General features: G+C 71.5%; 23 protein-coding genes and 2 pseudogenes. 13 read left to right on the top strand and 12 right to left on the bottom strand.

Going from position 1 to position 23187, the window contains the following annotated elements; translation table 11 throughout:
• Positions 1-433 precede the first annotated feature (433 nt).
• The 7 genes and pseudogenes from ACIPW5_RS06840 to fxlM all read left to right on the top strand — a co-directional run bounded on the left by ACIPW5_RS06840 (position 434) and on the right by fxlM (position 9062).
• Positions 434-1903: an NUDIX domain-containing protein gene (locus ACIPW5_RS06840; RefSeq protein WP_401241320.1), complete on the top strand. Its 1470-nt coding sequence runs from the start codon at positions 434-436 to the stop codon at positions 1901-1903.
• Positions 1904-2005: 102 nt separating this feature from the next.
• Positions 2006-3379, top strand: coding sequence for an MFS transporter (locus ACIPW5_RS06835; protein WP_401241318.1), 1374 nt, complete (start codon positions 2006-2008; stop codon positions 3377-3379).
• A gap of 62 nt (positions 3380-3441) precedes the next feature.
• Positions 3442-4686 (top strand): protein-L-isoaspartate O-methyltransferase, encoded by a 1245-nt coding sequence (locus tag ACIPW5_RS06830; RefSeq protein WP_401241316.1) that lies wholly within the window; start codon positions 3442-3444, stop codon positions 4684-4686.
• Positions 4683-5534 (top strand): class I SAM-dependent methyltransferase, encoded by an 852-nt coding sequence (locus ACIPW5_RS06825; protein WP_401241314.1) that lies wholly within the window; start codon positions 4683-4685, stop codon positions 5532-5534. The genes ACIPW5_RS06830 and ACIPW5_RS06825 overlap by 4 nt, the downstream gene beginning before the upstream one ends.
• Positions 5531-5857 (top strand): annotated as a pseudogene (locus tag ACIPW5_RS06820) (NUDIX domain-containing protein); the annotation flags it as partial. The gene ACIPW5_RS06825 and the pseudogene ACIPW5_RS06820, both read left to right, overlap by 4 nt.
• Positions 5836-6657, top strand: a complete 822-nt coding sequence (locus tag ACIPW5_RS06815; protein ID WP_401241312.1) for a phosphotransferase — start codon at positions 5836-5838, stop codon at positions 6655-6657. The pseudogene ACIPW5_RS06820 and the gene ACIPW5_RS06815, both read left to right, overlap by 22 nt.
• Positions 6658-6689: 32 nt before the next feature.
• Positions 6690-9062, top strand: a complete 2373-nt coding sequence (fxlM, locus tag ACIPW5_RS06810; protein WP_401241309.1) for a methyltransferase, FxLD system — start codon at positions 6690-6692, stop codon at positions 9060-9062.
• 239 nt (positions 9063-9301) lie between these two features.
• Here fxlM and ACIPW5_RS06805 read toward each other — a convergent pair whose 3' ends face one another.
• From ACIPW5_RS06805 to ACIPW5_RS06785, 5 genes are all read right to left on the bottom strand, one after another.
• The gene (locus ACIPW5_RS06805) at positions 9302-9745 is read right to left on the bottom strand and encodes a hypothetical protein (RefSeq protein ID WP_401241307.1); all 444 of its coding nucleotides are present in this window, start codon (positions 9743-9745) and stop codon (positions 9302-9304) included.
• Entirely contained in the window at positions 9742-9945 is a 204-nt protein-coding gene (locus tag ACIPW5_RS06800; RefSeq protein WP_401241305.1) for a hypothetical protein, read from the bottom strand. The genes ACIPW5_RS06805 and ACIPW5_RS06800 overlap by 4 nt, the downstream gene beginning before the upstream one ends.
• Positions 9945-10199: a hypothetical protein gene (locus tag ACIPW5_RS06795; protein WP_401241303.1), complete on the bottom strand. Its 255-nt coding sequence runs from the start codon at positions 10197-10199 to the stop codon at positions 9945-9947. The genes ACIPW5_RS06800 and ACIPW5_RS06795 overlap by 1 nt, the downstream gene beginning before the upstream one ends.
• Before the next feature lie 125 nt (positions 10200-10324).
• A complete protein-coding gene (locus ACIPW5_RS06790; RefSeq protein ID WP_401241300.1) occupies positions 10325-10990 on the bottom strand; it encodes a response regulator in 666 nt (221 codons plus the stop codon).
• Complete coding sequence (locus tag ACIPW5_RS06785; RefSeq protein WP_401241299.1) at positions 10987-11940, bottom strand: sensor histidine kinase; 954 nt, start codon at positions 11938-11940, stop codon at positions 10987-10989. The genes ACIPW5_RS06790 and ACIPW5_RS06785 overlap by 4 nt, the downstream gene beginning before the upstream one ends.
• Before the next feature lie 281 nt (positions 11941-12221).
• On the opposite strand from ACIPW5_RS06785, the gene ACIPW5_RS06780 reads away from it, so the two are divergent.
• The 4 genes from ACIPW5_RS06780 to ACIPW5_RS06765 all read left to right on the top strand — a co-directional run bounded on the left by ACIPW5_RS06780 (position 12222) and on the right by ACIPW5_RS06765 (position 14630).
• A complete protein-coding gene (locus tag ACIPW5_RS06780) occupies positions 12222-12692 on the top strand; it encodes a cation:proton antiporter regulatory subunit (protein WP_401241296.1) in 471 nt (156 codons plus the stop codon).
• Between the two features lie 6 nt (positions 12693-12698).
• On the top strand, positions 12699-13949 hold the full coding sequence (locus tag ACIPW5_RS06775; RefSeq protein ID WP_401241293.1) for a cation:proton antiporter: 1251 nt from the start codon (positions 12699-12701) through the stop codon (positions 13947-13949).
• Complete coding sequence (locus ACIPW5_RS06770) at positions 13946-14203, top strand: hypothetical protein (RefSeq protein ID WP_401241291.1); 258 nt, start codon at positions 13946-13948, stop codon at positions 14201-14203. Before ACIPW5_RS06775 ends, ACIPW5_RS06770 begins: the two co-directional genes overlap by 4 nt.
• Before the next feature lie 127 nt (positions 14204-14330).
• Entirely contained in the window at positions 14331-14630 is a 300-nt protein-coding gene (locus ACIPW5_RS06765) for a hypothetical protein (RefSeq protein ID WP_401241289.1), read from the top strand.
• A gap of 59 nt (positions 14631-14689) precedes the next feature.
• Here the strand turns inward: ACIPW5_RS06765 and ACIPW5_RS06760 are convergent.
• The 6 genes and pseudogenes from ACIPW5_RS06760 to ACIPW5_RS06735 form a co-directional block, all read right to left on the bottom strand.
• Positions 14690-15713 (bottom strand): annotated as a pseudogene (locus tag ACIPW5_RS06760) (cation:proton antiporter); the annotation flags it as partial.
• 10 nt (positions 15714-15723) lie between these two features.
• Complete coding sequence (locus ACIPW5_RS06755; protein ID WP_401241288.1) at positions 15724-15990, bottom strand: DUF3040 domain-containing protein; 267 nt, start codon at positions 15988-15990, stop codon at positions 15724-15726.
• 22 nt (positions 15991-16012) lie between these two features.
• Complete coding sequence (locus ACIPW5_RS06750) at positions 16013-17311, bottom strand: ArsB/NhaD family transporter (RefSeq protein ID WP_401241285.1); 1299 nt, start codon at positions 17309-17311, stop codon at positions 16013-16015.
• Positions 17312-17454: 143 nt separating this feature from the next.
• Positions 17455-18174 carry a hypothetical protein gene (locus tag ACIPW5_RS06745; RefSeq protein WP_401241282.1) on the bottom strand — a complete coding sequence of 240 codons (720 nt, stop codon included), beginning with the start codon at positions 18172-18174 and terminating at the stop codon, positions 17455-17457.
• Positions 18175-18286: 112 nt separating this feature from the next.
• On the bottom strand, positions 18287-18796 hold the full coding sequence (locus ACIPW5_RS06740) for a DUF1990 family protein (RefSeq protein ID WP_401241281.1): 510 nt from the start codon (positions 18794-18796) through the stop codon (positions 18287-18289).
• A gap of 9 nt (positions 18797-18805) precedes the next feature.
• A complete protein-coding gene (locus ACIPW5_RS06735) occupies positions 18806-19867 on the bottom strand; it encodes a helix-turn-helix transcriptional regulator (RefSeq protein ID WP_401241278.1) in 1062 nt (353 codons plus the stop codon).
• Positions 19868-19930: 63 nt separating this feature from the next.
• On the opposite strand from ACIPW5_RS06735, the gene ACIPW5_RS06730 reads away from it, so the two are divergent.
• Positions 19931-20317, top strand: coding sequence for a VOC family protein (locus ACIPW5_RS06730; RefSeq protein ID WP_401241276.1), 387 nt, complete (start codon positions 19931-19933; stop codon positions 20315-20317).
• A 418-nt stretch (positions 20318-20735) separates the two neighbouring features.
• Positions 20736-21671, top strand: a complete 936-nt coding sequence (locus tag ACIPW5_RS06725) for a helix-turn-helix transcriptional regulator (RefSeq protein ID WP_401241274.1) — start codon at positions 20736-20738, stop codon at positions 21669-21671.
• 69 nt (positions 21672-21740) lie between these two features.
• Here ACIPW5_RS06725 and ACIPW5_RS06720 read toward each other — a convergent pair whose 3' ends face one another.
• Complete coding sequence (locus ACIPW5_RS06720) at positions 21741-22370, bottom strand: helix-turn-helix transcriptional regulator (RefSeq protein ID WP_401241271.1); 630 nt, start codon at positions 22368-22370, stop codon at positions 21741-21743.
• Positions 22371-23187 lie beyond the last annotated feature (817 nt).

Genomic DNA, 23187 nt, shown 5'->3' with positions numbered 1-23187 from the left:
TGTGCAGCGGCGGGTACACCCCGGCAGACAGGGTGAGGCCCCGTCCACAGGCGCCGGCTGACCGCCGACCAGCGCAGCGGTCGAACGTCGGCGTTTCGGCCAACCGGCCCCGAGCCGCGTGCCCTTGCGCGGCAAGGGTCGATGCACTGCGCACGTGCGGAGATCCGCTGAATCACGGGGCGCACAACGCGTCCGAAAGGAACAGGTGCTCGAAATCGTGTCGCGTCGTTGAGCACGGCGACGCAACCACCGCGTCCACGAGGGGGGAACACATTGATGCCAGTCGAACCAGGCAGCGACAGGTGCGTTCCCCGCCTCCGCGGCGACCAGCCGTCCGGCCAGGAGACGCCGAGCTGATCCACCCGAGCGCCCCCTTTCCGTCAGCCCGGCCCGCCACCCCGCTCACCACTCCGTCGAAGGCGAGACGACGCCCATGTCATCCAGTTCCACCGCGATCCGAAAGACCGTCGAGGCGTATCTCGTCCGACACCCCGACGAGCGTGAAGCCTTGGCCGGGCTCCTTGCCGTGCTGGACCGGCCCGTCGACGCGACGGCCCGGACGACGCTGCCCGGGCACATCACGTGCAGCGCCGTCATCATCGACCGACAGGGCCGGGTCCTGCACATCCGGCACCGGGCCACCGGCGGCCTCATGCTCGCTCCCGGCGGACACATCGAGCACGGGGACCGCACCCTGCTCGCCGCCGCGCTGCGCGAGGCGGCGGAGGAGGCCGGGATCGCGCCGGGCGCCCTGTGCCTGACCCGCCAACTGCTCGGCTTCCCGATCGACATCGACGTCCACGCCATCGACGCCGGCCCGTCCAAGGGAGAGCCGGCCCACCTCCACTACGACTTCCGCTACGTCTTCTACCTCGTCGGCGAGGAGCCGCCGACGATCGTGCTGCAGGACGCGGAGGTCTCCGGCGCCCAGTGGTTCCCGCAGCCGCAGGTCACCTCGCCGACCCTGTGCGCGAAGCTCCTCGCGGCGGGCCTGGACGGCCGGCCGGAGCCGGTGAATGCTTCCGCGCTGATCCACAACGGGCAGGGCAGGTACCTGCTTCATCTGCGCGACCACAAGCCCGGCGTCATCTGGCAGTCGGGCGCCTTCGCCCTTCTCGGCGGCGGCCGCACCCACGGCGACCAGAGCCTGGAGGACACCCTGCTGCGGGAGCTGTCCGAGGAAGTGCCCGAGCTCCGCCTCGAGGATGTGCAGCCCTACGCCGTGGAGGCCGCCACCAGCATCGACGGCCTCAGCGTCCCGGTCCGGGTCTTCGCCGGCCGGTGGCACGGCAACCCCGACCGGCTCCGGCTGCACGAGGGCGTGCTGGTCCGCTGGTTCACGCCCGACGAGATGGACCGGCTGCGCCTGAGCCCCGCCACCCGGGACCTGATTCGCCGGCACGCGGCCGAGAACCCCCCGGACACCGGGTCGGCTGCGGCTCCCGCCGTGTGGGGCGGGGGTAGCCGGACGGTACTCAACGGTGTCGGGGTCCACCTCCACCTCGAAGACGCCGAGGGCCGGGTGCTTCTCGGCCTGCGTCACCCCGAGTCGAAGTACGCGGGCGACAGCTGGCACTACCTCGCCGGGCGGTGCGAGCAGGAGTCGGCCCTCTCCTGCCTGGTCCGCGAGGCGTGGGAGGAAGCGGGGCTGGTCATCGACCCCGCCGACGTGGAGCTCGCGCACGTCGTCCACGTCGTCGACGCCCCGGGCAGCCTGCCCCTGATGCAGCTCGTCTTCCGGGCCCGCCGGTGGGAGGGCACCCCCGAGGTTCGCGAGCCCGACAAGTGTCTGTCCTGGCAGTGGTGGCCGCGGCAGGAACTCCCGGACCGCCTCGTCCCCTACACCCGCACGGCCATCACCGCGATCTCCGAAGGCCGCGCCTATTCGCAGATGGGCTGGTGAGCAAGGTGAGCACACCCGCCGGTGACGGACCCGGCCGACGGTCCCAGCCAGAGCCCACGCCCGTGCTGCGAGAGCTCCTGGCGGAGCCGAGGGAGGTACCCGGTGCGGCCCTGCACTGAGAACCCGTCCTCCGCCGGCACCTCGCTGTGGCGGCACCGGGACTTCCGCCGGTACCTGACCGGCCAGGCCGCGAGCGTGGCCGGCAGCTCGATCACGCAGATGGCGCTGCCGGTGCTGGCCGTGCTCCACCTGGGCGCGACCACCGCCCAGGTCGCCTGGCTGGCGTTCCTCGGACAGCTCCCGCCCGCGCTGCTCGCCCTGCATGCCGGGGCGCTCGCCGACCGGTACTCCAAGCGCCGGCAGATGATCACCGGTGACCTGGTCAGCGCCGCGCTGCTCGCCACCGTGCCGGTCTCGGCCGCGCTGGGCACCCTGACCCTGGCGCAGCTCATGATCGTCGCCGTGGTGCAAGGAGCGGCGAGCGTGCTCCATGACGCGGCGGCCATCAGCCTGCTGCCCAGCCTCGTCGAACGGTCCTTGATCCAGCGGAGCAACAGCCGGGTCGGCGCGCTGTTCGCGGTTGCCGCGACCGCCGGAAGCCACCTCGGCGCCGCGCTGACCGCGCTGCTCGGCCCCGCCCGGGCCCTGCTCGGCGACGTCGCCTCCTACCTGATCAGCGCTGTGTGCACCGCCCGCATCCAGACCGCCGAACCCGCCCGCGCCCGCCCGGAGGTCCACCGGCTGGGAGCTGAGATCGGCGAGGGCCTGCGGTACGTGCGGGGCGACGACCGGCTGTGGACGCTGACCCTGGTCAACGCGACGACCTCGTTCGCCCTCGGGCTCCTCAACACGTTGTGGGCCCTGTACCTGTTGCGGTCTCTGGCGATGAGCGCGACCGCGTTCGGGGTGGTGCTGGGCCTGGGCGCGCTGGGCGCTGCCGCCGGGGCGCTCACCGCCCCGGCGTTGGCCCGCCGGTACGGGCCGGGGCCGATGATGCTCACCGCGCTCGCGATCACCCCGCTGACCCAGCTCCCGCTGCTGCTCGCCTCCCCCGGCCTCGTCTGGCAGATCACGATCGGGGCGGCGCTGTTCCTGCAGCTCGCCGGTGCCGGCGCCGCGGGCACCACCCAGCGATCCATCCGTCAGATCGTCACCACGGCCGGGATGCAGGCGCGGATGCAGGCGGTGAGTACGTGGCTGACGTCCGGCGCCCGTCCCGTGGCCGCGCTCCTCGCCGGCGCCTTGGGCACGTGGATCGGTGTGCGGCCCGCCCTGACCGCCGGCACCCTCCTGCTGCTCGTCCCGCTCGTCGTCCTCGCCCGCTCTCCGATCCGCTCCCTCCGGCAGATGCCGGACCCGCCTGCTGCCGCTGTGCTGTCACCGCCCGCAGCCCGCACACCCCCTCCCGCCGTGCCCACTCCCGCCGGCACGGACGACACACGGCACGACCGCTCGCTCGGAGGCGATGCGCCGTGAACGAGGTGCCGAACTCTGCGACGACGTCCGCTGCCACACCAGCCGATCCCCTGGAGGGCACCGTGCTGACCGACCCCGCCCCGCCCCTCCTTCCGACGCACTACGCCGCCGACACCTCCGAGGCTGCGACGGCTCGGGACGCGATGGTCGCCCGACTTGAGGAGAGCGGAGCGCTTGCCCCCGGACCGGTACGTGAGGCACTGCTTGCGCTGCCGCGCCAGATCCTGATGCCCCAGGCGTACGTGCGGCGCAGCGCCTCCGACGAGCTGCCGCCGTGCTGGGACCTGCTGGATGTCTCCCGTCCGGCCGACCGGGAGGAGCTGCTGGAACGGCTGCACAGCGGGGACAGCGTCGCGATCCAGCACGACGGCGAGCCGATCCTCGGCCGCGTTCCCGGGCCGCGCCGCGGGGGCGTGATGACCGCCATGTCGTCCACGATGAGCCTGACCGCCGGCCTGCTGCAGCAGCTGGACTTGCGACCCGGGCAGCGGGTGCTGGATGTGGGGAGCGGCGCCGGGGTGACCGCGTCGGTGGCCTGCTTCGTGTGCGGCGAAGCCGGCGTCGTCACCCTCGACATCGACCCGCACGTCACCGCGGCCGCCCGCGAACGGCTGTCCGCCCTCGGCTACCGGCCGGCCATGGTGACCGGGGACGGCACCACCGGGTGGGCTGCCGCGGGCCCGTACGACCGGATCTTCGTCTCCTTCGCCGTCCGCCACGTGCCGCAGGCCCTGGTGGAGCAGCTGGCCCCTTGCGGGCGCGCCCTGATGACGCTCGGGACGTCCTCGCCGTCGTGGCCGGGCCTGGCAGTGATCAGAAGACGGCAGGACGGGAGCATCGAGGCGGAGCTGCGCGCGGTCGAGTTCGGTCACCGTGCCGGGGCCGGCTTCGACCGGCTGTTCCTGTCCGCCTCGTTCCGCGCGGCAATCACCACGGCCGACGGGTGGACGCAGCGCAGCATGCTCGCGCCGCCGCCCGACACGGCGCGCGGTCTGTGGCTGGCCCTGGACCACCTCCACCCGGGCCTGGTGCGCGACTTCGGTGCCGAGGACCTGACCATCGGCGCGCCCGAGTGCCGGTCGTGGATGCGCGTACGAGCTGCCGGCCACTGCCGGTGGGACGTGACGGCTTCCGGGCCCCGGGACATCTGGGCGGAGATCCGGGACGTCGCCGGCCGGTGGCGGGCGGCCGGTGAACCAGCCGTCTACCGGATCCACTTCGACGCCGACGACACCCAGCGAGCCAGCAGCCCCAACGGCGCCCTGACCTGGCAGCTTTCCCCTGGCAAGACGGGAGATGCACGATGACCCGCCCCGACCAACCAGCCTCTGGCACGGTCTCGGACGATGCCCTGTTCGGACCCGAGGCCGCAGACTACGCCCGCTACCGTCCCGGCCTTCCGGACGCCGCAGCCCACCTCCTGGCCGCCACCCAGCACGATGTGCCCGCCCCCGTCCTCCTGGACCTGGGGACCGGTACCGGCCAAGTGCCGCGCGCGCTGCTGCCCGCCCTGCCCGGACTGGTGCACATCGACCTCGTCGACCTGAACGGGGCAATGCTGGAGGCGGCCCGTGCCGCACTCGAACCGGTCCGCGGAGCGTGCACGGTCGACGTCTTCACCGGCGCCGCCCACACCTTCGCCCCCGCCGCGCCCGGCCGGGCGCCCACCCTGATCACCTGCTGCCGGTCCTTCCACTGGATGGCCCGGCCGGAAGTCCTGTCCACGGCCGACCGGGTGGCCGCGCCGCGCGCCGTTGTGGCGATCATGGGTGACGGCAGCCTCTGGACCCATGAGGCCGACTGGACGGCCGCCCTTCGGGAGCTGATCCAGAGCTACCTCGGCGAAGACCGGCGCGCGGGCACCGGCGGCACGTACGCCGGGCCGGGCCGCTCCTACGAGGACGACCTGGCCGACTCGGCGTTCAGCGAGGTGACCGAGCACCGCTTCCCCCTCTCCCGCGCCTGGGCGCCCGAGGACGTCCTCGGCTACCTGCGCACCACCAGCTTCGCCCGCCCCGCCCTCTTCGCCGGCCACCACCACGACTTCGAGGCCGCCGCTCTCCGCCTGCTCCAGGAGCACGCCGGCGGCGACGTCCTGGAGGAGGACGCGGTGTTCACCGTGCTGCTCGCGCGCCGCCCCGGCGGCGCTGCATGAGCGGCACCCCGCGGCACACCGAGCCGCTCGACGTCCACCTGATCGCCGTGCGCGGCGGCGCGGCGGGGCCTGAGGTGCTGCTGTCCCGGCGGGCCGGTGACGTATGCGCGGCCGGCTGCCGGCATCTCGTCTCCGGGCACCTGGACGGCCCGTGGGAGGACATGGTCACCGCCCTGGTGCGCGAGGCCCGGGAGGAGTCCGGTGTCGTCATCGACCCGGCCGACATCCGGGCGGCCGTCACCGTGCACCATCGAGCCCCCGCCGGCGGCGCCCGGATCGGAGTGCTCTTCGCGGTGAAGCGGTGGGAGGGCACACCGGAAGTCAGGGAGCACCATGTGTGCGACGCCATGGGCTCCTTCTCGTTCGACGCGCTGCCGGAGCCGATGGTGGCGTACTGCCGGGCTGGGCTGGATGCCTACCGGGCCGGCGCGCGGATGGCCGTGCACTTCCAGAAGCCCGCAGCTGGGTGTCCGGCCTGGGGCCGTCCGCGCCCCGGCTGGTGGCCGCCGACCCCACGCTTCGGGCTGTCGTGCTCACCGCGGTGGGTGGCCGAACTCTGCACGGCGCCGTCCACCCGCCCGAGCAGCAGCGCCGCATCTTCCACCGCATCGGACAGCTCGCCGCGGCCGTCCACCACAGCGCCCGTCCCCGGCCGGCCGCCCACGGCCTGCCGCTGGGGAAGGTGGAGCGCCACCTTGCCGGCGCCCTGCCCCACCTCGCGCCCGGAGACGAGAAGTTCATCCGCGCCACCGCCGACGGAGCCGCCGGTCCGGCTCCCCTGCAGGCGGTGCCCACGCACGGTGACTTCCAGCTCCGGAACCTGCGCTGGGACGAGGGCGCCGACGCCCTCTACGTCATCGACTTCGAGCGGTCGGAGGACGGCCCGGCCGTTCGGGACTTCGTACGGCTCTCCGACGCCTGGCACGGCAGGCCCGACCTCTTCCAGGCCCTGATGGACGGCTACCGCCGCCCCTTCACCCCCGAGGAAGAGGCCCGGCTCACGGTCCTGTCCGTCCTCGATGCCGTCTCCGGCATCTCCTACGGCACCGCCCACCGTGATCCCGAGCTGGTGGAGCGCGGCCTGCGCACCCTGGCCCGGCTCCGCGCCGAACAGCACCCCTGACCCGCGTCCCGCCCACCATGAGGAGCAGCACGTTGACGTACACAGCCCGTGAAGAGTGGGAGAAGCACTACGGCGAGGGGAAGGGGTGGCGCCGGCTCGGTGAGCGCGAACAGCAACTCCTCGCCGAGCACGCCCCCGTGCCCGAGGGCGGGGGCAGGGCCCTGGATGTGGGCTGCGGGACCGGGGAGCTGGCAGCCCACCTGGCCGGGCTGGGCTACACCGTGGACGCCGTCGACCTCACGGACAGCGCGATCGCCCGCGCCCGCGAAGACCACGCCGCCGTCGAGGGCGTGCGCTGGCTGCAGCTGGACGTCGAGCGCGACGACCCGGCCCCGCTGCACGAGGCGGGGTACGACCTGATCACGCTGCGGCTGGTGTACCCGTTCCTGAGGGATCGCGGCCGAACCGTTCACGGGCTGGGCGAACGGCTGCGCAAGGAAGGCGCCCTCGTCGTCATCACCCCGATCGTCGAGAACACCCCTGAAGAGCGCCACGGGATCGCCCTGGACGAGGACGAGATCACCCTGCTCGGCGCGGGCTGGGAAACGGTGCAGCGGCTGGACGCGGACGGTCTGGCCTTCCTGGTCCTGCGCGGGCCGTGCCACCTCGACACCCAGGCCGTGGAAAAGCGGCCGACCACCGGCCACGCCCTGACCGGCGCCCTCGCCGTCGTCACCGACGACGCCGGCCGCGTCCTGCTGGGCCGATCGCGGCGCGGCATGCTCGAGCTGCCCGGCGGCAAGACCACCGGCCCGGAGGACTTCGCCGCCGCCGCAGTGCGCGAACTCATCGAGGAGACCGGGCTGGTCGCCGACCCGGCCGACGCGCACGTGATGACGATGCTCGTCGACGACAGCCACGGCCTCCCGCGGCTCACGGCCGTCGTCCGCATCACCGCCTGGACGGGCACCCTGGCCAACCCCGAGCCGGACAAGTTCGACCGCTGGGAGTTCTTCGACCTCCACTCGCTCGCCTGCGTCGGCGACGTGTTCGCCCCGGCCGCGCTCGCGCTCGACGCCGTGTGGCCCGGCATCCTTCCCAGCCTGCCGCCCGCGACCTCCTACCCCATCGCGGCCGACCAGCCGCCCGTGCAGGGGGAGCCGGCCGAGGCCGCCAGGCTGCGCGCGGCGATGGCCCAGATGGTCATCGACGGCGGATGGGCCCCCTCCGCGCCGGTCCAGGAGGCGCTGTGGACCGTACCCAGGCACCGCTTCGCACCGGAGGCGAACCTCCTGGCCGCGTACGACGGCGGCGACCGGGCCGTCATCACCCGCTACGACGAGGGCGGCACGGCGATCAGCTCGGTGTCCGCGGCCTGGCTCCAGGCCGACATGATCGAGCACCTGGGCCTGATGCCGGGCGCGGTCGTGTTCGAGGGGGGCTCCGGCGGCTACAACGCCGAGCTGATCGCCCACGTCACCGGACCCGGCGGACGCGTGATCACCGTCGACATCGACCCATGGGTCGTTCGCCGCACCCGCCGGTTCCTCACGGAGGCCGGCAGCAGCCGCGTCACCGCCGTCGAAGCCGACGCCGCCCTCGGCGCCCCCGCCCCTCTCGTACCGCGCGGCGGCTTCGACGCCAGCATGATCACCTACAACTGCCGGGACATCGCCCCGGCCTGGCGGGAGCAGCTGGCCGAGGGAGGCCGCCTGGTCCTCCCACTCGAGATGGGCGGCTACACCCGAGCGGTCACCTTCGAACGCCACGACGAGGTGCTGCGCGCCCGCCACTTCACGTACTGCGGATTCGTCCGCGACCAAGGGCAGCAGGCCCGCGCCATCCCAGTCCTCTCCCTCCTCGACGGCGGGCTGACGGTCCGCTTCGAGCACGGCACCGCCGCCGATACGACGGGCCTCGAGGAGGCGCTGCGCGGGCCGCGACACGAGGTGGCCACAGGCGTGACCATGGGAGCGAACGCCTACTTCGGATCCCTGCAGCTCTACGCGGCCACCACCCTGTCCGGCTTCTGCCGCCTGGCCGCCCACCAGGAACCCGACGAGGGAGTGACCGCAATCGCGAAGGACCACGACGCCCCCGCGATCGTCGGCGACGCCTCCCTCGCCTACCTGATCCACGTGAAGACCAAGGACGGCGACAGCCCGCAGGACAAGAGGTGGGAGTGGACCGTCCACGCCTTCGGCGAGCAAGGCCACGCGCTCGCCGAGCGGCTGGCGGACACGGTCCGGGCCTGGGACCGCCACGTCCGCGCCGCCGACAACGGCCGGCACGCCGATCCTGTCCTCACGGTCCACCCGGCCGGCACACCCAACGACGCGCTGCCCGCCGGTGACGTCCTCGACAAGGAGAACTGCAGGCTGGTGTTCCGCTGGCCCGGGCGCGACGTGCCGCAGCCCCAGCCCGTTGAGCACTCAGGGGCCGACATCGTGACGGAGGGAGTGTGACGGTGGAACGGGCAGCACCCGAGGCGGTATTCGTCGCACCGACAGAACGTGGCGATCGAGAACGGATGCGGCGCGCGCACGCGGCCGCCGCCCAGCAGTTCCAGGTGGCCGCGTCGGGCCCCGAGGTGTGGGGGTGGCAGGGCCGCACCCTGGGGCGCCGAGCCGGACACTGCTGGCTGCGCATCGTCTCCGCCGAGGTGGACAAGGCGGGCGGATGGCTGTGGGAGCTGAAGTCCGCGCTAGGCACGCTCGCGACGGTGCCCACCGACCGGGAGTCCGTACGGCAGAACTGGGTCGACCGGAACTTCCGCCGCTTCCTCGGCATCGACCCCGTCCAGATCCGTCAGACGACGACCGGACACGCAGACCTGCACTGGGCGAACCTCACACGCGCGCCCTGGTCCTGCTCGACATCCGAGAGGTGCGGCCCGACGTCGTCCGTAGACCAGCGCGAGCGCCTCCGCCTGCGCGGCGCCGGCCTCGCGCAGGGCTGCGGCGTCCGGGGCGTCGGCTTCCACGATGCGCGTGGTGGGTGGGGGCTCGGGGCCGATCGTGTCGGCATCGGGCACGAGGAGTGTGACGGGCTGGCGGTAGATGTCGTGGAGCTCGCCCGCCAGCCGTATGGCGAGCGCGTCGTCACCGCAGACCACCATCGGCTGGGGCACCGTTTCTCGGTGCGTCACCTGGCCCGCCTGATCCGCAGCCGCTGCCTCAGCCAGTGCCCGGCTTCACCCAGCGCGAGCAAGAAGGCCGCCGCGGCAGCACACCCAGGCAGGGTCACCGGCTGGCCCCCGGCCACGCCCGCCAGGGCCAGTACGAGCGTGATGAGTGCCCACCACACCAGGATCGATACCACGTGGCGCCGCCAGTTCCGTATCCGCATCACGGGGCGCCCTGCGGGGTGCTCGTCGGGAAAGTGGGCTGCCAGGAGTGCTCATAGGCCGGCGGGTTCCACGGTTCTTTGGCGGGTGTCGGTGCGAACGGCCCGGCACGGTTGGCCATGAGGATCATCATCACCCCGGCGAAGAGCAGAGTGATGATGATGAGGGCGAGGCCGACGGGGTTGCGCGGGTTGTAGGTGTAGCGGCTGGTTCCCCATCTACTGCGTATGAAGACCGGCTCGTCGTCGTGACGCACAGACTTCCTCCCCCGGGTCGAAGTCGCTTGGACGCCGCCGCACCCAGGCACGAAGCGCGGGCACAGGCAGCACTACGGTGTGCAGAGTTCGGCGCATCCCCCGGTGCACGCCGGGGCCGCAACGGCTACGGCTCGATGAGGCCGACCCGGATCGCGTAGCGGGTGAGTTCGAGGCGGTCGCGCAGGCCGAGTTTCTGCAGCAGGTTGGCGCGGTGGCGCTCCACGGTCTTGGGGCTGATGACGAGGAGGTCGCCGATCTCCTTGGAACTGTGCCCTTCGGCGACGAGTTTGAGGATCTCCTCCTCGCGTTCGGTGATGTGCCGCTCCGGGATCGGGCCACCGTTGCGGGCCCGGTCGAGGTAGGTGCGGATGAGGGTGGTCTCCGCGCCGGGGTAGATGAAGGGTTCGTCCCGCAGGGCTGCGCGGCAGGCTTCGACGAGGTCGCGGTCGGCCACGGACTTGAGGACGTAGCCCGAGGCACCGGCGCGCAGCGCCTCGAAGAAGTACTGCTCGTTGTCGTACATGGTGAGCATCAGGATCCGCAGTCCGGGCCGGATCCGGGCGAGTTCCCGGGCGGCCTGCAGGCCGGTCTGGCGGGGCATCGCGATGTCGAGGACGGCCAGGTCGACGTCGAGATCGCGGGCCTGCGCGACGGCTTCGGCGCCGTCGGCGGCCTCGGCGACCACGCTCAGATCGGGTTCGGCGTCCAGGATGAGGCGTACGCCGCGCCGGACGAGGGTGTGGTCGTCGGCGAGCAGGATACGGGCGGGCCCGGGCGCGGGCTGGGTCATGCTGCGGCCCCCGTGGTGTCGTGGATGTCGAGGCGGACCTCGGTGCCGCCGTGCGGGCCGGGGCCGACGGAGAGTTCGGCGCCGATGAGCAGGGCGCGTTCGCGCATGCCTCGGATGCCGGCGCCTTCGGGCGCCTCGCCGAGGCCGCGCCCGTTGTCCCGGACCAGCAGTTCTACGCCGCCGCGGTGAAGGGGCCGGAGGTGGACCTCGACGCGGGTGGCGCCGGAGTGGCGGGCGGCGTTGGTCAGGCCCTCCTGCGCGACGCGGTAGAGGACGAGCTCGGCGGCCGGGTCCAGGTGGGGCAGGCCGGGGGTGATGTGCGCGGTGACGCCCAGGCGGGGGGTGGTGAACTCGGCGGCCAGGGAGCGCAGCGCACTGTGGAGGCCGAGTTCCTCCAGGACGCCGGGGCGCAGGCGGCGGGCGATGCGGCGGATCTCGTCCAGGCTGGCGCGGGTGGTCTCCTGGGCCTGGTGCAGGTCGGTGCGGACCGGCTCGGGGGCGCGGTCGGCGGCGTACTTGAGCTGGAGGAGGACGGCCGTGAGGGTCTGGCCGATCTCGTCGTGGAGCTCCTGGGCGATGCGTTTGCGTTCGCCCTCCAGTGCGGTGAGGACCCGGCCGCTGCTGGTGGCCCGTTCGGCTTCGAGGCGGTCGAGCATGGCGTTGAAGGTCTGGGTGAGGGCGGCGACCTCCCCGCCGCCGGTGACGGCCGGCCGGGTTCCGGGGTTGAGGAGGTCGGCGGTGGCCATCGCCCGGTTCAGGCGGGCGAGCGGGGCCAGGCCGACCCGCAGGAGGACCGCGTTGATGACCAGCATCGCGGCCAGCCCGCCGAGGAGCACGAGCGCCTCCCCGAACAGGACCGGCGTGGACACGGTGACCGGACCGAGCAGCAAAGCCACCGAGAGGGCCAGGACTCCGGCATTCAGCAGGAAGATCCGCCAGTACAACGACACGGCCACACACCTTTCCAGCCGGTCCCCCAGCACATCCGCCACGGTCGCCCGGCCGCCTCGCCTCCAGGCGCTCTGACCTGCAACGGAACCCACTTCCCCGCCCCATCCTCACCCTAGTGAAAGGCCGCTGTCCATCCGTGCCGACACCCATATTTCGGACACGCGAAAGGTGGCACGATGGGGCCGGCCGGCGGCCCTCTCCTGCCCGAGACCAAGCGCCTGCCGCAGCCGCAGCACGTACGCAAGCGAACACGAGGGGGACAGCTGTGCCTGCTCCACGGATGAGCACCACACCACTGCCCGGCATCGGGGTCCAGTACGACCTCACCACCCGCGAACACCGCCACCTGTCGGTGGTCGCGCACCGCGACGGCACCCGGACCGTGAACCTCTACCGGGCCGACGACACCGACGCCTGCGCCCAGTCCCTGCACCTGACGGGCGCGGAGACGGCCTCGCTGATCGACGCGCTGATGCCCGCCCACCACAGCCCCAGCGTCCTGCACACCACCGGTCTGGGGCTGGTGGCCGAGCGGATCGAGCTGTCCGGGCACTCGTACTGGAACGGCCGGGTGCTGGGCGAGACCCGCATGCGGACCGAGACCGGCGTCTCGATCGTGGCCGTGCTGCGCCGGGCGGAAGCCCGCCCCTCCCCCGCGCCCGACTTCCGTCTCGCCGGTGGGGACACCCTCATCGTGATCGGCACCCGCGAGGGCGTCGAGGCCGCCGCCTCCATACTCGGACGGGAGTGATCGCCTGTGCATTCCGCTCTCTTCCTGATCGAGTTCGGCGCGATCATCCTGGGGCTGGGCCTGCTCGGCCGAGTCGCCGGCCGCCTGAAGTTCTCGCCGATCCCCCTCTACCTCCTGGCCGGGCTTGCCTTCGGCACCGGAGGAATCCTTCCGCTGCCCGCCAGTGAGGAGTTCGTCGCAATCGGCGCCGAGATCGGCGTCATCCTCCTGCTGCTGATGCTGGGCCTGGAGTACACCGCCTCGGACCTGGTGTCCAACCTCAAGACCCAGTACCCGGCGGGGCTGGTCGACTTCGGCCTGAACGCCGTACCGGGTGCGGTCGCCGCCCTGCTGATGGGCTGGGGTCCGGTGGCCGCCGTGGTCCTGGCCGGGGTCACCTGGATCTCCTCCTCCGGGGTCATCGCCAAGGTAATGGGCGACCTCGGCCGGGTCGGCAACCGCGAGACCCCCGTGATCCTGTCCATCCTGGTCCTCGAAGACCTGGCCATGGCCGTCTACCTGCCGATCATCACCGCCCTCCTCGCCGGGGTCAGCCTGGCCGCCGGCAGCGCGACCCTGGCCATCGCCCTCGGCGTCGCCGGAGCAGTGCTGTTCGTCGCGGTCCGCTACGGACGCCACATCTCCCGCTTCGTCTCCAGCGACGACCCCGAGAAGCTCCTCCTGGTCGTCCTCGGCCTGACCCTGCTGGTCGCAGGTATCGCCCAGCAGCTCCAGGTCTCCGCCGCCGTCGGCGCGTTCCTCGTCGGCATCGCCCTCTCCGGGGAGGTCGCCGAAGGCACTCACACGCTGCTGAGCCCGCTACGGGACCTGTTCGCCGCCGTGTTCTTCGTCTTCTTCGGCCTGCACACCGATCCCGCGAGCATCCCGCCGGTCCTGCTGCCCGCGCTCGCCCTCGCCGTGGTCACGGCGGCCACGAAGATCGCCACCGGGTACTGGGCGGCGAAGCGCGCCGGCGTCGGGGTCAAGGGCCGCTGGCGGGCCGGCGGCACCCTGGTGGCCCGCGGCGAGTTCTCCATCGTCATCGCCGGCCTCGCCGTCACGGCCGGCATCGAGCCCGCCATGGGACCGCTCGCCACCGCGTACGTGCTGATCCTCGTGGTGGTCGGCCCGCTGACCGCCCGCTACACCGAACCCGTGGCCGCGTGGATCGCCAACCGCCGCACGCCGCCACGGCCGGTCCTGGCCGCGGTGCCGTCCCAGCCGGGCTCGCCGGAGGAACTCAAGGACCAGGCACAGGACCCGGCCGGCCGCGTGTGAACGACGACACCTGGGCGGCGATCACCAGCCGGGAGACCGTACTGCTGCTCGCCGCCCTGGCTGTCTACCTCGGCGGCGCGGTCGGCTTCGCCCACCGTTTGCCCCGCCTTCTGGCCCGTCACCCGGGCTGGCGCCGGGACACCGAACGCGACCCGGTCTCCAGCGCGGTCACCCTCACCCTGCTGATCGTCCTATGGCCGGCGACCTTTGCGTACCTGGCTTTCAAGGTCGCCGCCGGTCGCGGCGGTCGGTGACCCGTGTCGCCTGACTGATCGCCGGGGTCCTGCTGCGGCGACGCAGCACACTTCGTCATGGCCACGGCCGCCTGCCAGTGACACCACTCCATGAACTGCCCCCGAAACCCCAGAGGAACTATCCGCGATGAACTGGCAGTGGATCGGTTTGACGATCTTCTCCCTCACTCTGCTGCCCGCCGGGGTCGCGATTGCCGTCGGCTGGGCGCCGGCCCGCCTGCCCGCCAGACTCAGACCCCTGCGCGCCTACGGCTGGGCCCTCATCGCCGTCTACGCCGTAGCACCCCTCAATGCGGTTCCGCGCCTGGCCGGGGCCGCGCCGCAGGTCAGCCTGGCCTTGACCGCCGTCGCCGGAATCGTCGCGGTGGCAGGATGCCTGCTGGCCGCCCTGGCCTCCCTCGGAAGGGTGAGGGACGGAGCCCGATGACACGGAGGTGCTCTCCGGGTTTTCGACCTGGTCGGACACGGCCCATGTGAGTCAGTGCCCACTGGTTCGGATCTGCCGTGTTCGCCGAACCAGCGGGCGAGTTTGCCTCGGCGGCCGACGGCGCGCAGCCTGCGTTCGGTGGCTTGCCGGGTCACCTGGGTGGTGACGAGGAGAAGTTGGTCACCGGCCGCGAGGACCGTGTCGGGGCCTGGGACATGGGTGACGCCGTCGCGGACGAGGAGGGTGATCACCGTCGGAGCGGGAAGACGCAGTGCGAAGACGGCGACGCCGTGGAGGCGTGAGCCGGGCGGGATGGTCACGGTCAGCAGGTCGGCGTCCAAGACGTCCGGGGGCGCCGGCGAGGTGGGCGGCGATGATGCCGCTGGCGTTGACGAAGCCGCCGGCGGCGAAGGCGATGATGCCGAACCCGACGGTGGCCAACGGGTACAGGCCGGTGGCCGGCAGGGCGATGTGCCGCAGTGCCGCGACCCCGATCCGGCCTGTGACGAGCCCGAGCAGGCCGCCCACGACCAGCTGGTAGAGAACGTTGCCGAGGATCGCGGCAGGGCCGGGGAGATCCGCCGCCGCGGTGGAGAAGACCAGCACCAGGACGATGGTGGGGGCGTCGTTGAACCCGGACTCCGCCTCCAGCAGCCCGGTGGTCTTCCGCGGCAGGGGCAGCGAGCGTAGGACGGCGAAGACGATCGCGCCCAGGAGCAGGGCCAGGTGCCAGTCCATGCCCAGGAGGTAGTGGGCGCCGGCACCCGTGACGGCCACGGACACGGCGACGGCGGCGGTGGCGAGGACACCGGCCGGTGCCAGCAGACGCCTGACGTCGGGCCAGTGGGTGCTCAGGCCGCCCTCGACGAGGATGACGGCGAGTCCGGCGGTGCCCAGGGACCGGGCGAGCTGCGCGTCGTCGAACTCGATGCCGATCACGTCCTCGCCCGCGAGCACCCCGACCGCGAGGAACAGCAGCAGGCTCGGCAGGCCGAGCCGGTGCGCGGCCCGGGAGGCGGCGATGCCGGCCATCAGGACGACGCCGCCCACCAGCAGGACCAGGTACAGCTGCTGCAACGTCACGGGCATGCCTTCAGGGCCTGCGCCGGCGTGTGGTGTCGAAGAGGTTCACCGCGAGGGCGGCCATGATCAGGCCGGCCGCCAGCACCAGCCCGTGCGGTACGAGGGCTCCGGTGACCACGGCGGCCAGCGCCAGGGCCATGGCCAGCCAGGCCCGGCCGCGCCGGTACTCGCGGGGCCGCCGGGGGCGGCCCTTGCCCAGGCCGCGGGCGAAGCGGGGATCGTCGTGCCACAGCAGCGCCTCGATGTCGGCGATCCTCTCGTCATCGGAATCCGTCATGGTCCGTACCTCCTTTCCGTACTCAGGCGAGGGTGAAGTAGCGCAGCCACACGTACACCCCGGCCAGCACCGTCGTGACGGCGGTGACGACCAGGCCGTAGCGGCTGAACTGCCAGAAGGAGATGTGGTGTCCGGCGCGGTCGGCGATGCCGACGGTGACGACGTTGGCGGAGGAGGCGATGATCGTGGCGTTACCGGCCAGGTCCGCGCCCAGCGCGAAGGACCACCACAGCACCTGGGCCTGCCCGTTGCCTCCGGAGGCGGTGACGATCTCGGAGACGATCGGGCTGGTCGAGGCGACGAAGGGGATGTTGTCGATGACCGCGGACGGCACGATCGACCCGAACAGGAGAGCCATGGAGGCGCCGAACAGGTTGCCGTCGAGCGCTCGGGCCGCGGCCTGCCCGAGGTCGGTGAGGATGCCCGTCTGCACCAGTGCGCCGACCATCACGAACAGGCCGGCGAAGAACGCCAGGGTTTCCCATTCGACATCGGCCACGACCTTGCGGGCGTTCAGCCGGGAGACAGCCAGGAGGACCAGCCCTCCGGAGATCGCCACTACCGAGGGCTCCAGGTGCAAGGTGGTGTGCAGGACGAAGCAGGCCATCACGATCATGACGACGATGCCGCTGACGGCCAGCAGCCGGCCGTCGGTGATGGCGTCCCGCTCCCGCATGGCCATGACGTGCGCGGCCCGCTCGGGGTCGTAGGAGAACGCGCCACGGAACATCCAGCGGGCCAGCACCGCGAACACCACGATCAGCACGGTGGTGATCGGTGCCATGTGGAGGAGGAAGTCGTTGAACGACAGGTCCGCGCGGGATCCGATCATGATGTTCGGAGGGTCGCCGATCAGAGTGGCCGCGCCGCCGATGTTGCAGGCCATCACCTCGGCGATCAGGTACGGAACGACGGGGACGCCGAGTTTGGTGCAGACCGCGATGGTGACCGGGGCGATCAGCAGGACGGTGGTGACGTTGTCCAGCCACGCCGACAGGAACGCGGTCGCGAGGATCAGGAGCACCATCAGCCGGTACGGGCGTCCGTGCGAGCGCTTGGCGGCCCAGATCGCGACGAACTCGAACAGGCCGGTGCGCTTGAGGACGGAGACGATCAGCATCATGCCCAGCAGCAGGAAGACAACGTTCCAGTCGATCCCGGCCACCTCGGAGAAGAACGCGTGCTCCGGGCTCGTCGCGCCGATCAGGAGCATGACGACCGCTCCGCCCAGGGCCGCGGCGACCCGGTGGACCTTCTCCGTGGCGATCAGCACGTAGACGGCAGCGAACACCGCAACTGCCAGCCACGCGGTGGCACTCATGGCGGGGCCGCCCGGCCGGTGCCGGAGGGATGGAGGGACGGGAGCGGGGGCGTCATCGGCGCGGCTCCGTTCGCAGGTGCTGCCGCGAGCACCCGCGTCCCACAAGGGCCGCCCCGAACCGAGAGTGCTCCAGATCCCCACCATCACCTGGCGCCCCAGCCCGGCGCATCGGGGCCGGCACCCATCTTCACGACCCTGCCGCCACGTAGCGGGGTCTGCTGCGCGGAGCAACACGAGCATCGGCCACCGGTCCACGATGTGCCTGTGCGGGTCCTGAGAGGCCCGGCGTCGAGTCGACCGTCGATGATCTGCCCGGTGGCCACGTACCGGGCCATGCCGGAGACGAGAAGGAGCCGGTGGATGCGGGCCAGGTCCGTGTCGGCGAGGGGGACGCGCGGGCTGCGGTAGGGCGTCAGTGATCGGATTGCGCGGTGGGGCAGGTCGTACCTGCTGACGGCGAGGTACGTCTCGGGGGTCGCGGCTTCCAGGAGGTCGCCGTCCCCTTCCAGGTCGAGACGGGGTTCTTCGTGCCGGTGCAGTAGGTCGCTCCACTCGTGCGCCGAGCCTTCCTCGCACGCCTGGCGAAGCAGCGGGCGCAGGCGCGGGCGGGCTTCTTCCTGCTGTTCACGGAAGACGCGCTGACGGGTGAGGCGGATCTCCTCGGCGGCCTCCTCGCTGAAGGATCGGGTGTCGCGGCGCTGGTCTTCGGCACGCCGGCCCGGGGTGCGCTCGGCGATGCGCAGGTCTTCCCGGTGGAGGCGCTCGCATGCGGCGAACAGGCGGCGGGAGGTCTGGTCGGCGGGCAGCGGGACCGTCCGCAGCTGCGAGGTGGGGGCGGAGCGCAGGGCGAGGTGGACGGGCATCTGTGCACGGGCGGCGCCGATGAGGGCGCAGCCGGGGTGCTTCGCCGAGCCGGAGTCCTGTCTTCGGCGAGGCAGTCCCTTCCCCGCGGTGGCCCCTGGGGGGAGGCGTCCGTCACCGCTGGTCGGAGCGGCGGCAGGCTCGCCGTAGGACGAGTCCGCAACGCCGGGCGTAGGCCCGCTGGAGGATCCGGGTCACCGGGCCGCCCGCGCGGGCCCACCACACGGCCGGCCGGCTGAACGCGGTCACCGTCAGCCACACGCTGTCATCGGCTTCCCGTTCCACGACGAAGGCCTCCTCACCGCACTCCGGGTGGCCGGGCAGGGTGCCGTAGGCGAATCCGGCGGACCGGTCGCCTTCCACCGCCCACACCACCCGGCAGGGTGCCCGGACCGGGCCGATGCTCACACGCACCCGGCCGCCCTCCGCCGCACGCTCGTCCTCGGCGTCGATCCGGACACCGACAGCCCGGTGCATCCGCCAGGTGAGCACGGCCTCCGCCGCCAGCCGGAAGTGCGCCGGCCCGCTCCCGATCCTGGTCCGTACCCGCAGGGAGTGAAACCCCGCAGGGGGCGGCCCGCTCCGCGTCGCACCCACCACCTCGTACGTGTATCCACCAGCCATCGAGCCAGCCTACGGCTGTGCGGCGGCCCTCCACGAACGGGACCTCAACGGGTCGCATGGGAGGCCTGGCGGTGTTTCCCGACGGCCCCGTGCGAGCTCACCGGTCTCACACCCGTGACCGCCCCCGTTGTCCTCGAACAGGTCCCGGGTACGGCGCAGCAGCGCCTCCCGTACGGCATCCGGTGACAGGACCCGTAGCGTGGTGCCCAGGCCGAGGAGGTAGGTGGCGAGTTGGTCGGCGTCGTTGCCGCCGATTTCGACGATGGTGGCATCGGGGCCGTCCGGGTGATGGGTGCCGATCGTGGGCGGGACGAGCCGTAGCGCCTGGGCCATGGGGTGCGCCAGCCGGACTGTGGCATAGAGCGGGTACACGACGCCCGCGATGGACTGGGAGACGAGAAGCGCCGGGTCGGGCGGGTCGACGAGTTCGACGGTATGTCCGGTCGGCTGTACCTGTACCACCCGGTCGGCCCGGAATGTCCGCCATTGGTTTCGGGTGACGTCGCGGGCGACGAAGTACCAGCGGTGGCCTGTGTGGACCAGGCGGTAGGGGTCGACGTCCCGAACAGTGGCCTTCCCCGCATGATCGCGGTAGGAAAGGCGGGTGCGCTCGCCACGACGGCAGGCGGCGGCCAGTTCCAGCAGCGTGCCGGGCGCTATCTGACGGCCTTCGGGCCTGGGAGTGTGTACGAAGGCCGCATCCATCTCCCCCAGCCGTTCCGCGGTTCGGGGCGGCAGGACCTGCCCGAGTTTCAACAGCGCCGACAGCGCGGCCTGGTCGCCGCCCAGGACGCCGCTGAGCGAGGCCTCTCGCAGCGCGACGGCCACGGCGAGCGCCTCCTCGTCGTCGAGGATCAGCGGTGGCACTCGGGTGCCACCGCCGAGGCGGTAGCCGCCCCAGGGTCCGGGGGCGGACTCGATGCCGTAGCCGAGCTCCCGTAGCCGGGCGATGTCCCGCCGGAGCGTGCGGTCGGTGACCGCCATTCGCTCGGCCAGCTCGCGGCAGGTCCAAGTCGGTCGAGTGGACAGCAGCGAAACCAGTCGCAGCAGACGGGCGGAGGTCTGGATCACATCCCAAAGTGTTACCCATGACCAGGACCAGACCTGTCCTGGTCCCGTCATAGCGTCCTCCTCATGAGTACCGAACCCACATCCGGACCCACGATCCGCTTGCTGTCCGTCGACTTCGACTGCCCGGATCCCGCCGACCTGGCCCGCTTCTACGGCGAAGCCCTCGGCTTGCCCGTCGTCTACTCCAGCGATGACTTCATCCTGCTCGGCCGGGAGGGTGCACCTGGTCTGGGCTTCATCCGCGTGGCCGATTACCGGCGTCCGATCTGGCCGGACCCGTCCCAGGGCAAACAGGCCCACATGGAACTGGGCGTCGACGACCTGGACGCCGCCCACACACGGATGCTCGCACTGGGCGCCACGGAACCCCCTGTCCAACCGCACCCCGATCAGCGCAGGGTCCTGCTGGACCCCGCAGGCCACCCCTTCTGCATTTCCACGCAGAACTGAGCAGCGGGGTTTACCCGCCATGTCCTGGTGCACGGGCCACGGCACGGCCGTGGGGCAGGTTGGACCGGGAGGGCTTCGCGGGCGAGGACGCGGCTCTGCATGCCGGAGCAGGGCCGGAGGGCCGAGGCACTGGGAACGAGACAACGGTGCGGGAGGGCTGGAGTCAGGGCGGTGGCGTGGTTCGGATTGCGTCCATCGGGGGAACTGCGCGATCTGTCTCATGGGTTCGTGTCCTGTCGCCTGATCGGCGGATGGCTGCGCACGTGGACGGCTAAGGCTTCCGTGCGAACCGGTTGCGCCTCTTGTCTCTTTCCGTGGTTTCCCGCCTCCAGTTGATGCGGACGCATATTGCCCTGCTTCGGGGGCTTGTGCGAGATTCCGGATGTTTCGCATTGCGGGAGCCGACGAGGAGAGCCCGGTGGGCAAGCTGCCTTTTTACAGCCGTAGTCTGTCTGTGGCGGAGGAGTTCATCTCCTCCCAATATTGCAAGGTCAAACTGTCCAGTGATTCTGAAAGTTCGGCTACTTCCATCACGTGCCGGCGTTTCCCCGAGATCGGTGTCGACAGCTGGAAACTCGGTTACAACTTCGAATTCGACGCGGTGGGGATGGAGGAGCTTTGTCTGGTGAGCGTCGACCACGGCTCCCTCTCCGTGCGCCGCGAGTCCGGCTTCGAAACCTGCCGGCCCGGCGGCGTCATGCTCCTGAACCAGCCGGGCCGGCCCTTTCACGGCCGCGGCGTGGAGTGCGGTCAGACCGTTGTCCTGCTCGAGGCGGCAGCCCTCCTTCGGGCCGTGGGAGCGGACGAGCACGGGGAGTGCCCGCTTGACGGCTTCCGGCCCGTTTCCCGGGCAGCGGAGTCACGGCTCGCAGCCGGATTCACCTACCTTGCGGCGCTGGCGGATGCGGAAGTCCTCACCGGACGCCTCGTCGGCAGGCGTGCGGCCGATTTCCTGGCAGCCCTCGTCCTTGACTGCTTTCCCCATAAGCTGGGCACCGAGCTGAGAGAGGCAGAGGGATACCGGGCACGGGTGAGCACCTGGAAGAAAGCGACGGCTTTCATCGAGGAGAACGCCCGCCGGGACATCGGGCTCCCGGAAATCGCCCGAGCCGCTCATGTGTCCCCCCGAGCCGTGCAGTACGCCTTCTTCAAACACTCCGCAATCACCCCGGTCGAGTATCTGAGGAATGTCAGGCTCGCGGGTGCTCATGCCGAACTCCTGCTGAGCGATCCCCACCTGGTCACCGTGGGCGAGATCGCCCGTAAATGGCGATTCGTCAATCCCGGCCGCTTCGCCGGACTCTACCGGGAGGCTTACGGGAGTCCACCGTCCGTGACCCTGCGCCGCATCTGAATTCGGCGCAGGGCCCGCAGCGGGACCGGCGGCGGCACTTCGCTCTCGCTCCTGCCGGAAATGCCCGGACTACCAGTACCGCAGGGTGGTGGAGGGGCTGACTCCGTAGGTGGTGCGGTAGGCGGTGGTGAAGCGGCCGGCGTTGGAGAATCCCCAGCGGGCGGCGATCCGCGCCACCGACTCGCCCCCGCCGGGCTGTGCCGCCTTCAGCTCGGCGTGGGCGCGCTCGAGCCGTACGCGCTTGAGGTAGCCATGGGGTGTGGTGTCGCCGTGGCGGGCGAACGCGTACTGCAGCGAGCGGGGGGTGACGCGTGCGGCCCGCGCGATGTCGGCGAGTTTCAGGTCGCGGTGGGCGTTGTCCTCGATGAAGCGGATCGCGCGCCGCAGGGTGGCGGGACCGGCGTCGCGGGTGTCGGTCAGGCTCGGCTCGGCCTCCACCACGTCGTTGGGGAACGCGGCCAGGATCGCGTGGGCGAGGGTCTGGCAGGCCGAGGACACCACCAAAGGCGCGTGGGCCATCAGGGGGTTGGCGAGGACGCCGTCGCGGAGGTAGAGCAACGAGGCCTTCACGAGCTCCGCGCCGGGCTTGGAGCCGGGCCTGAACGCGGTGAACCGGACGCCCCGCTCGTGCTGCTGCGACCCGGCCGGGGCGGTGTTCCGCACGAGTGCGGGGTCGATGATCACGCCGAGGGTCTGCATGCGCCGCACGGTGGCGTGGAACGGGCCCGGTGACAGCAGTGCAAGGTCGCCTCCGCAGGTGAATTCCCGGACCCTTCCCCTCCTGTATTCAATGGATCCCGCAAGGATGATGGCGAGGAGGATTCCGTTCATATCCTCGAGTTCGGCCGAGAAGTCAAAGCCGAATCGCGCGTCGTCAAGCACCAGGTATTCCGTGCCGGTCCGGGTGATGCGCGTATCCTCGTCCGGCTGGGAAGACCGTACGCTCGCCCTGCCGAAGCCAGTGCGCGTCAGGAACTCCGCGAGGTCGCCGTCTTCAATTGAATAAGCTTGCTTCATTTGGATCTGATCACTCTGTTTCCGCTGGCATGCCGACGGGGTCCGAGGTCGGCGGCTCAAGGGTGCATGGCGCCCTGGGGGTTACCGGCACGTCCCTTGCGCCGTTCACCCGATGGAGGCGGCCGCGGGACGGATCCTGCAGACAGGTGTGCTGATTCCGGCCCCTGGGGCCAGGGTTCGCCATGACCGGCGGACGCGTGCCTCCGGAGGCAGGTGCCCCGGCAAGCGGGGCCGGCTCCGCCTCCCGGTTCCGCCGGAGTCAATTATCGGCGGGGTCGATATACCCGATGCGAAGCACCGGAGAACTTGCTTCGCATTACGTCCTGAATTCCCCACAGAATCGTGGACGACTTCCCCGTCTCTCACTCTTCGGCCTTTCTTCTTTGTGTGGCCGTTGACCCTTTCAGTGTCTTTCCGTGAGGGTGTCGCGGTCTGTTGTGGCGTGTCTGAATGACCGGCCTATTCGGGTTTCTGTATAGATCTGCCTGGGCCTGGCAGG

It is taken from the genome of Streptomyces sp. NPDC090077 (genome assembly GCF_044747545.1).
Taxonomy (GTDB): Bacteria; Actinomycetota; Actinomycetes; order Streptomycetales; family Streptomycetaceae; genus Streptomyces.
Note: the sequence above shows the minus strand (reverse complement) of the source record. Positions and strands in the feature narration are given on the sequence as shown.

What these genes read in the sequence shown, in the direction of transcription:
- ACIPW5_RS06755 (WP_401241288.1), bottom strand. Translation starts at nt 15,990, where the DNA reads ATGACGGATTCCGATGACGAGAGGATCGCCGACATCGAGGCGCTGCTG.
- ACIPW5_RS06740 (WP_401241281.1), bottom strand. Translation starts at nt 18,796, where the DNA reads ATGGCTGGTGGATACACGTACGAGGTGGTGGGTGCGACGCGGAGCGGG.
- ACIPW5_RS06780 (WP_401241296.1), top strand. Translation starts at nt 12,222, where the DNA reads ATGAGCACCACACCACTGCCCGGCATCGGGGTCCAGTACGACCTCACC.
- ACIPW5_RS06750 (WP_401241285.1), bottom strand. Translation starts at nt 17,311, where the DNA reads ATGAGTGCCACCGCGTGGCTGGCAGTTGCGGTGTTCGCTGCCGTCTAC.
- ACIPW5_RS06825 (WP_401241314.1), top strand. Translation starts at nt 4,683, where the DNA reads ATGACCCGCCCCGACCAACCAGCCTCTGGCACGGTCTCGGACGATGCC.
- ACIPW5_RS06800 (WP_401241305.1), bottom strand. Translation starts at nt 9,945, where the DNA reads ATGCGGATACGGAACTGGCGGCGCCACGTGGTATCGATCCTGGTGTGG.
- ACIPW5_RS06840 (WP_401241320.1), top strand. Translation starts at nt 434, where the DNA reads ATGTCATCCAGTTCCACCGCGATCCGAAAGACCGTCGAGGCGTATCTC.
- ACIPW5_RS06765 (WP_401241289.1), top strand. Translation starts at nt 14,331, where the DNA reads ATGAACTGGCAGTGGATCGGTTTGACGATCTTCTCCCTCACTCTGCTG.
- ACIPW5_RS06730 (WP_401241276.1), top strand. Translation starts at nt 19,931, where the DNA reads ATGAGTACCGAACCCACATCCGGACCCACGATCCGCTTGCTGTCCGTC.
- ACIPW5_RS06720 (WP_401241271.1), bottom strand. Translation starts at nt 22,370, where the DNA reads ATGCAGACCCTCGGCGTGATCATCGACCCCGCACTCGTGCGGAACACC.
- ACIPW5_RS06790 (WP_401241300.1), bottom strand. Translation starts at nt 10,990, where the DNA reads ATGACCCAGCCCGCGCCCGGGCCCGCCCGTATCCTGCTCGCCGACGAC.
- ACIPW5_RS06745 (WP_401241282.1), bottom strand. Translation starts at nt 18,174, where the DNA reads ATGCCCGTCCACCTCGCCCTGCGCTCCGCCCCCACCTCGCAGCTGCGG.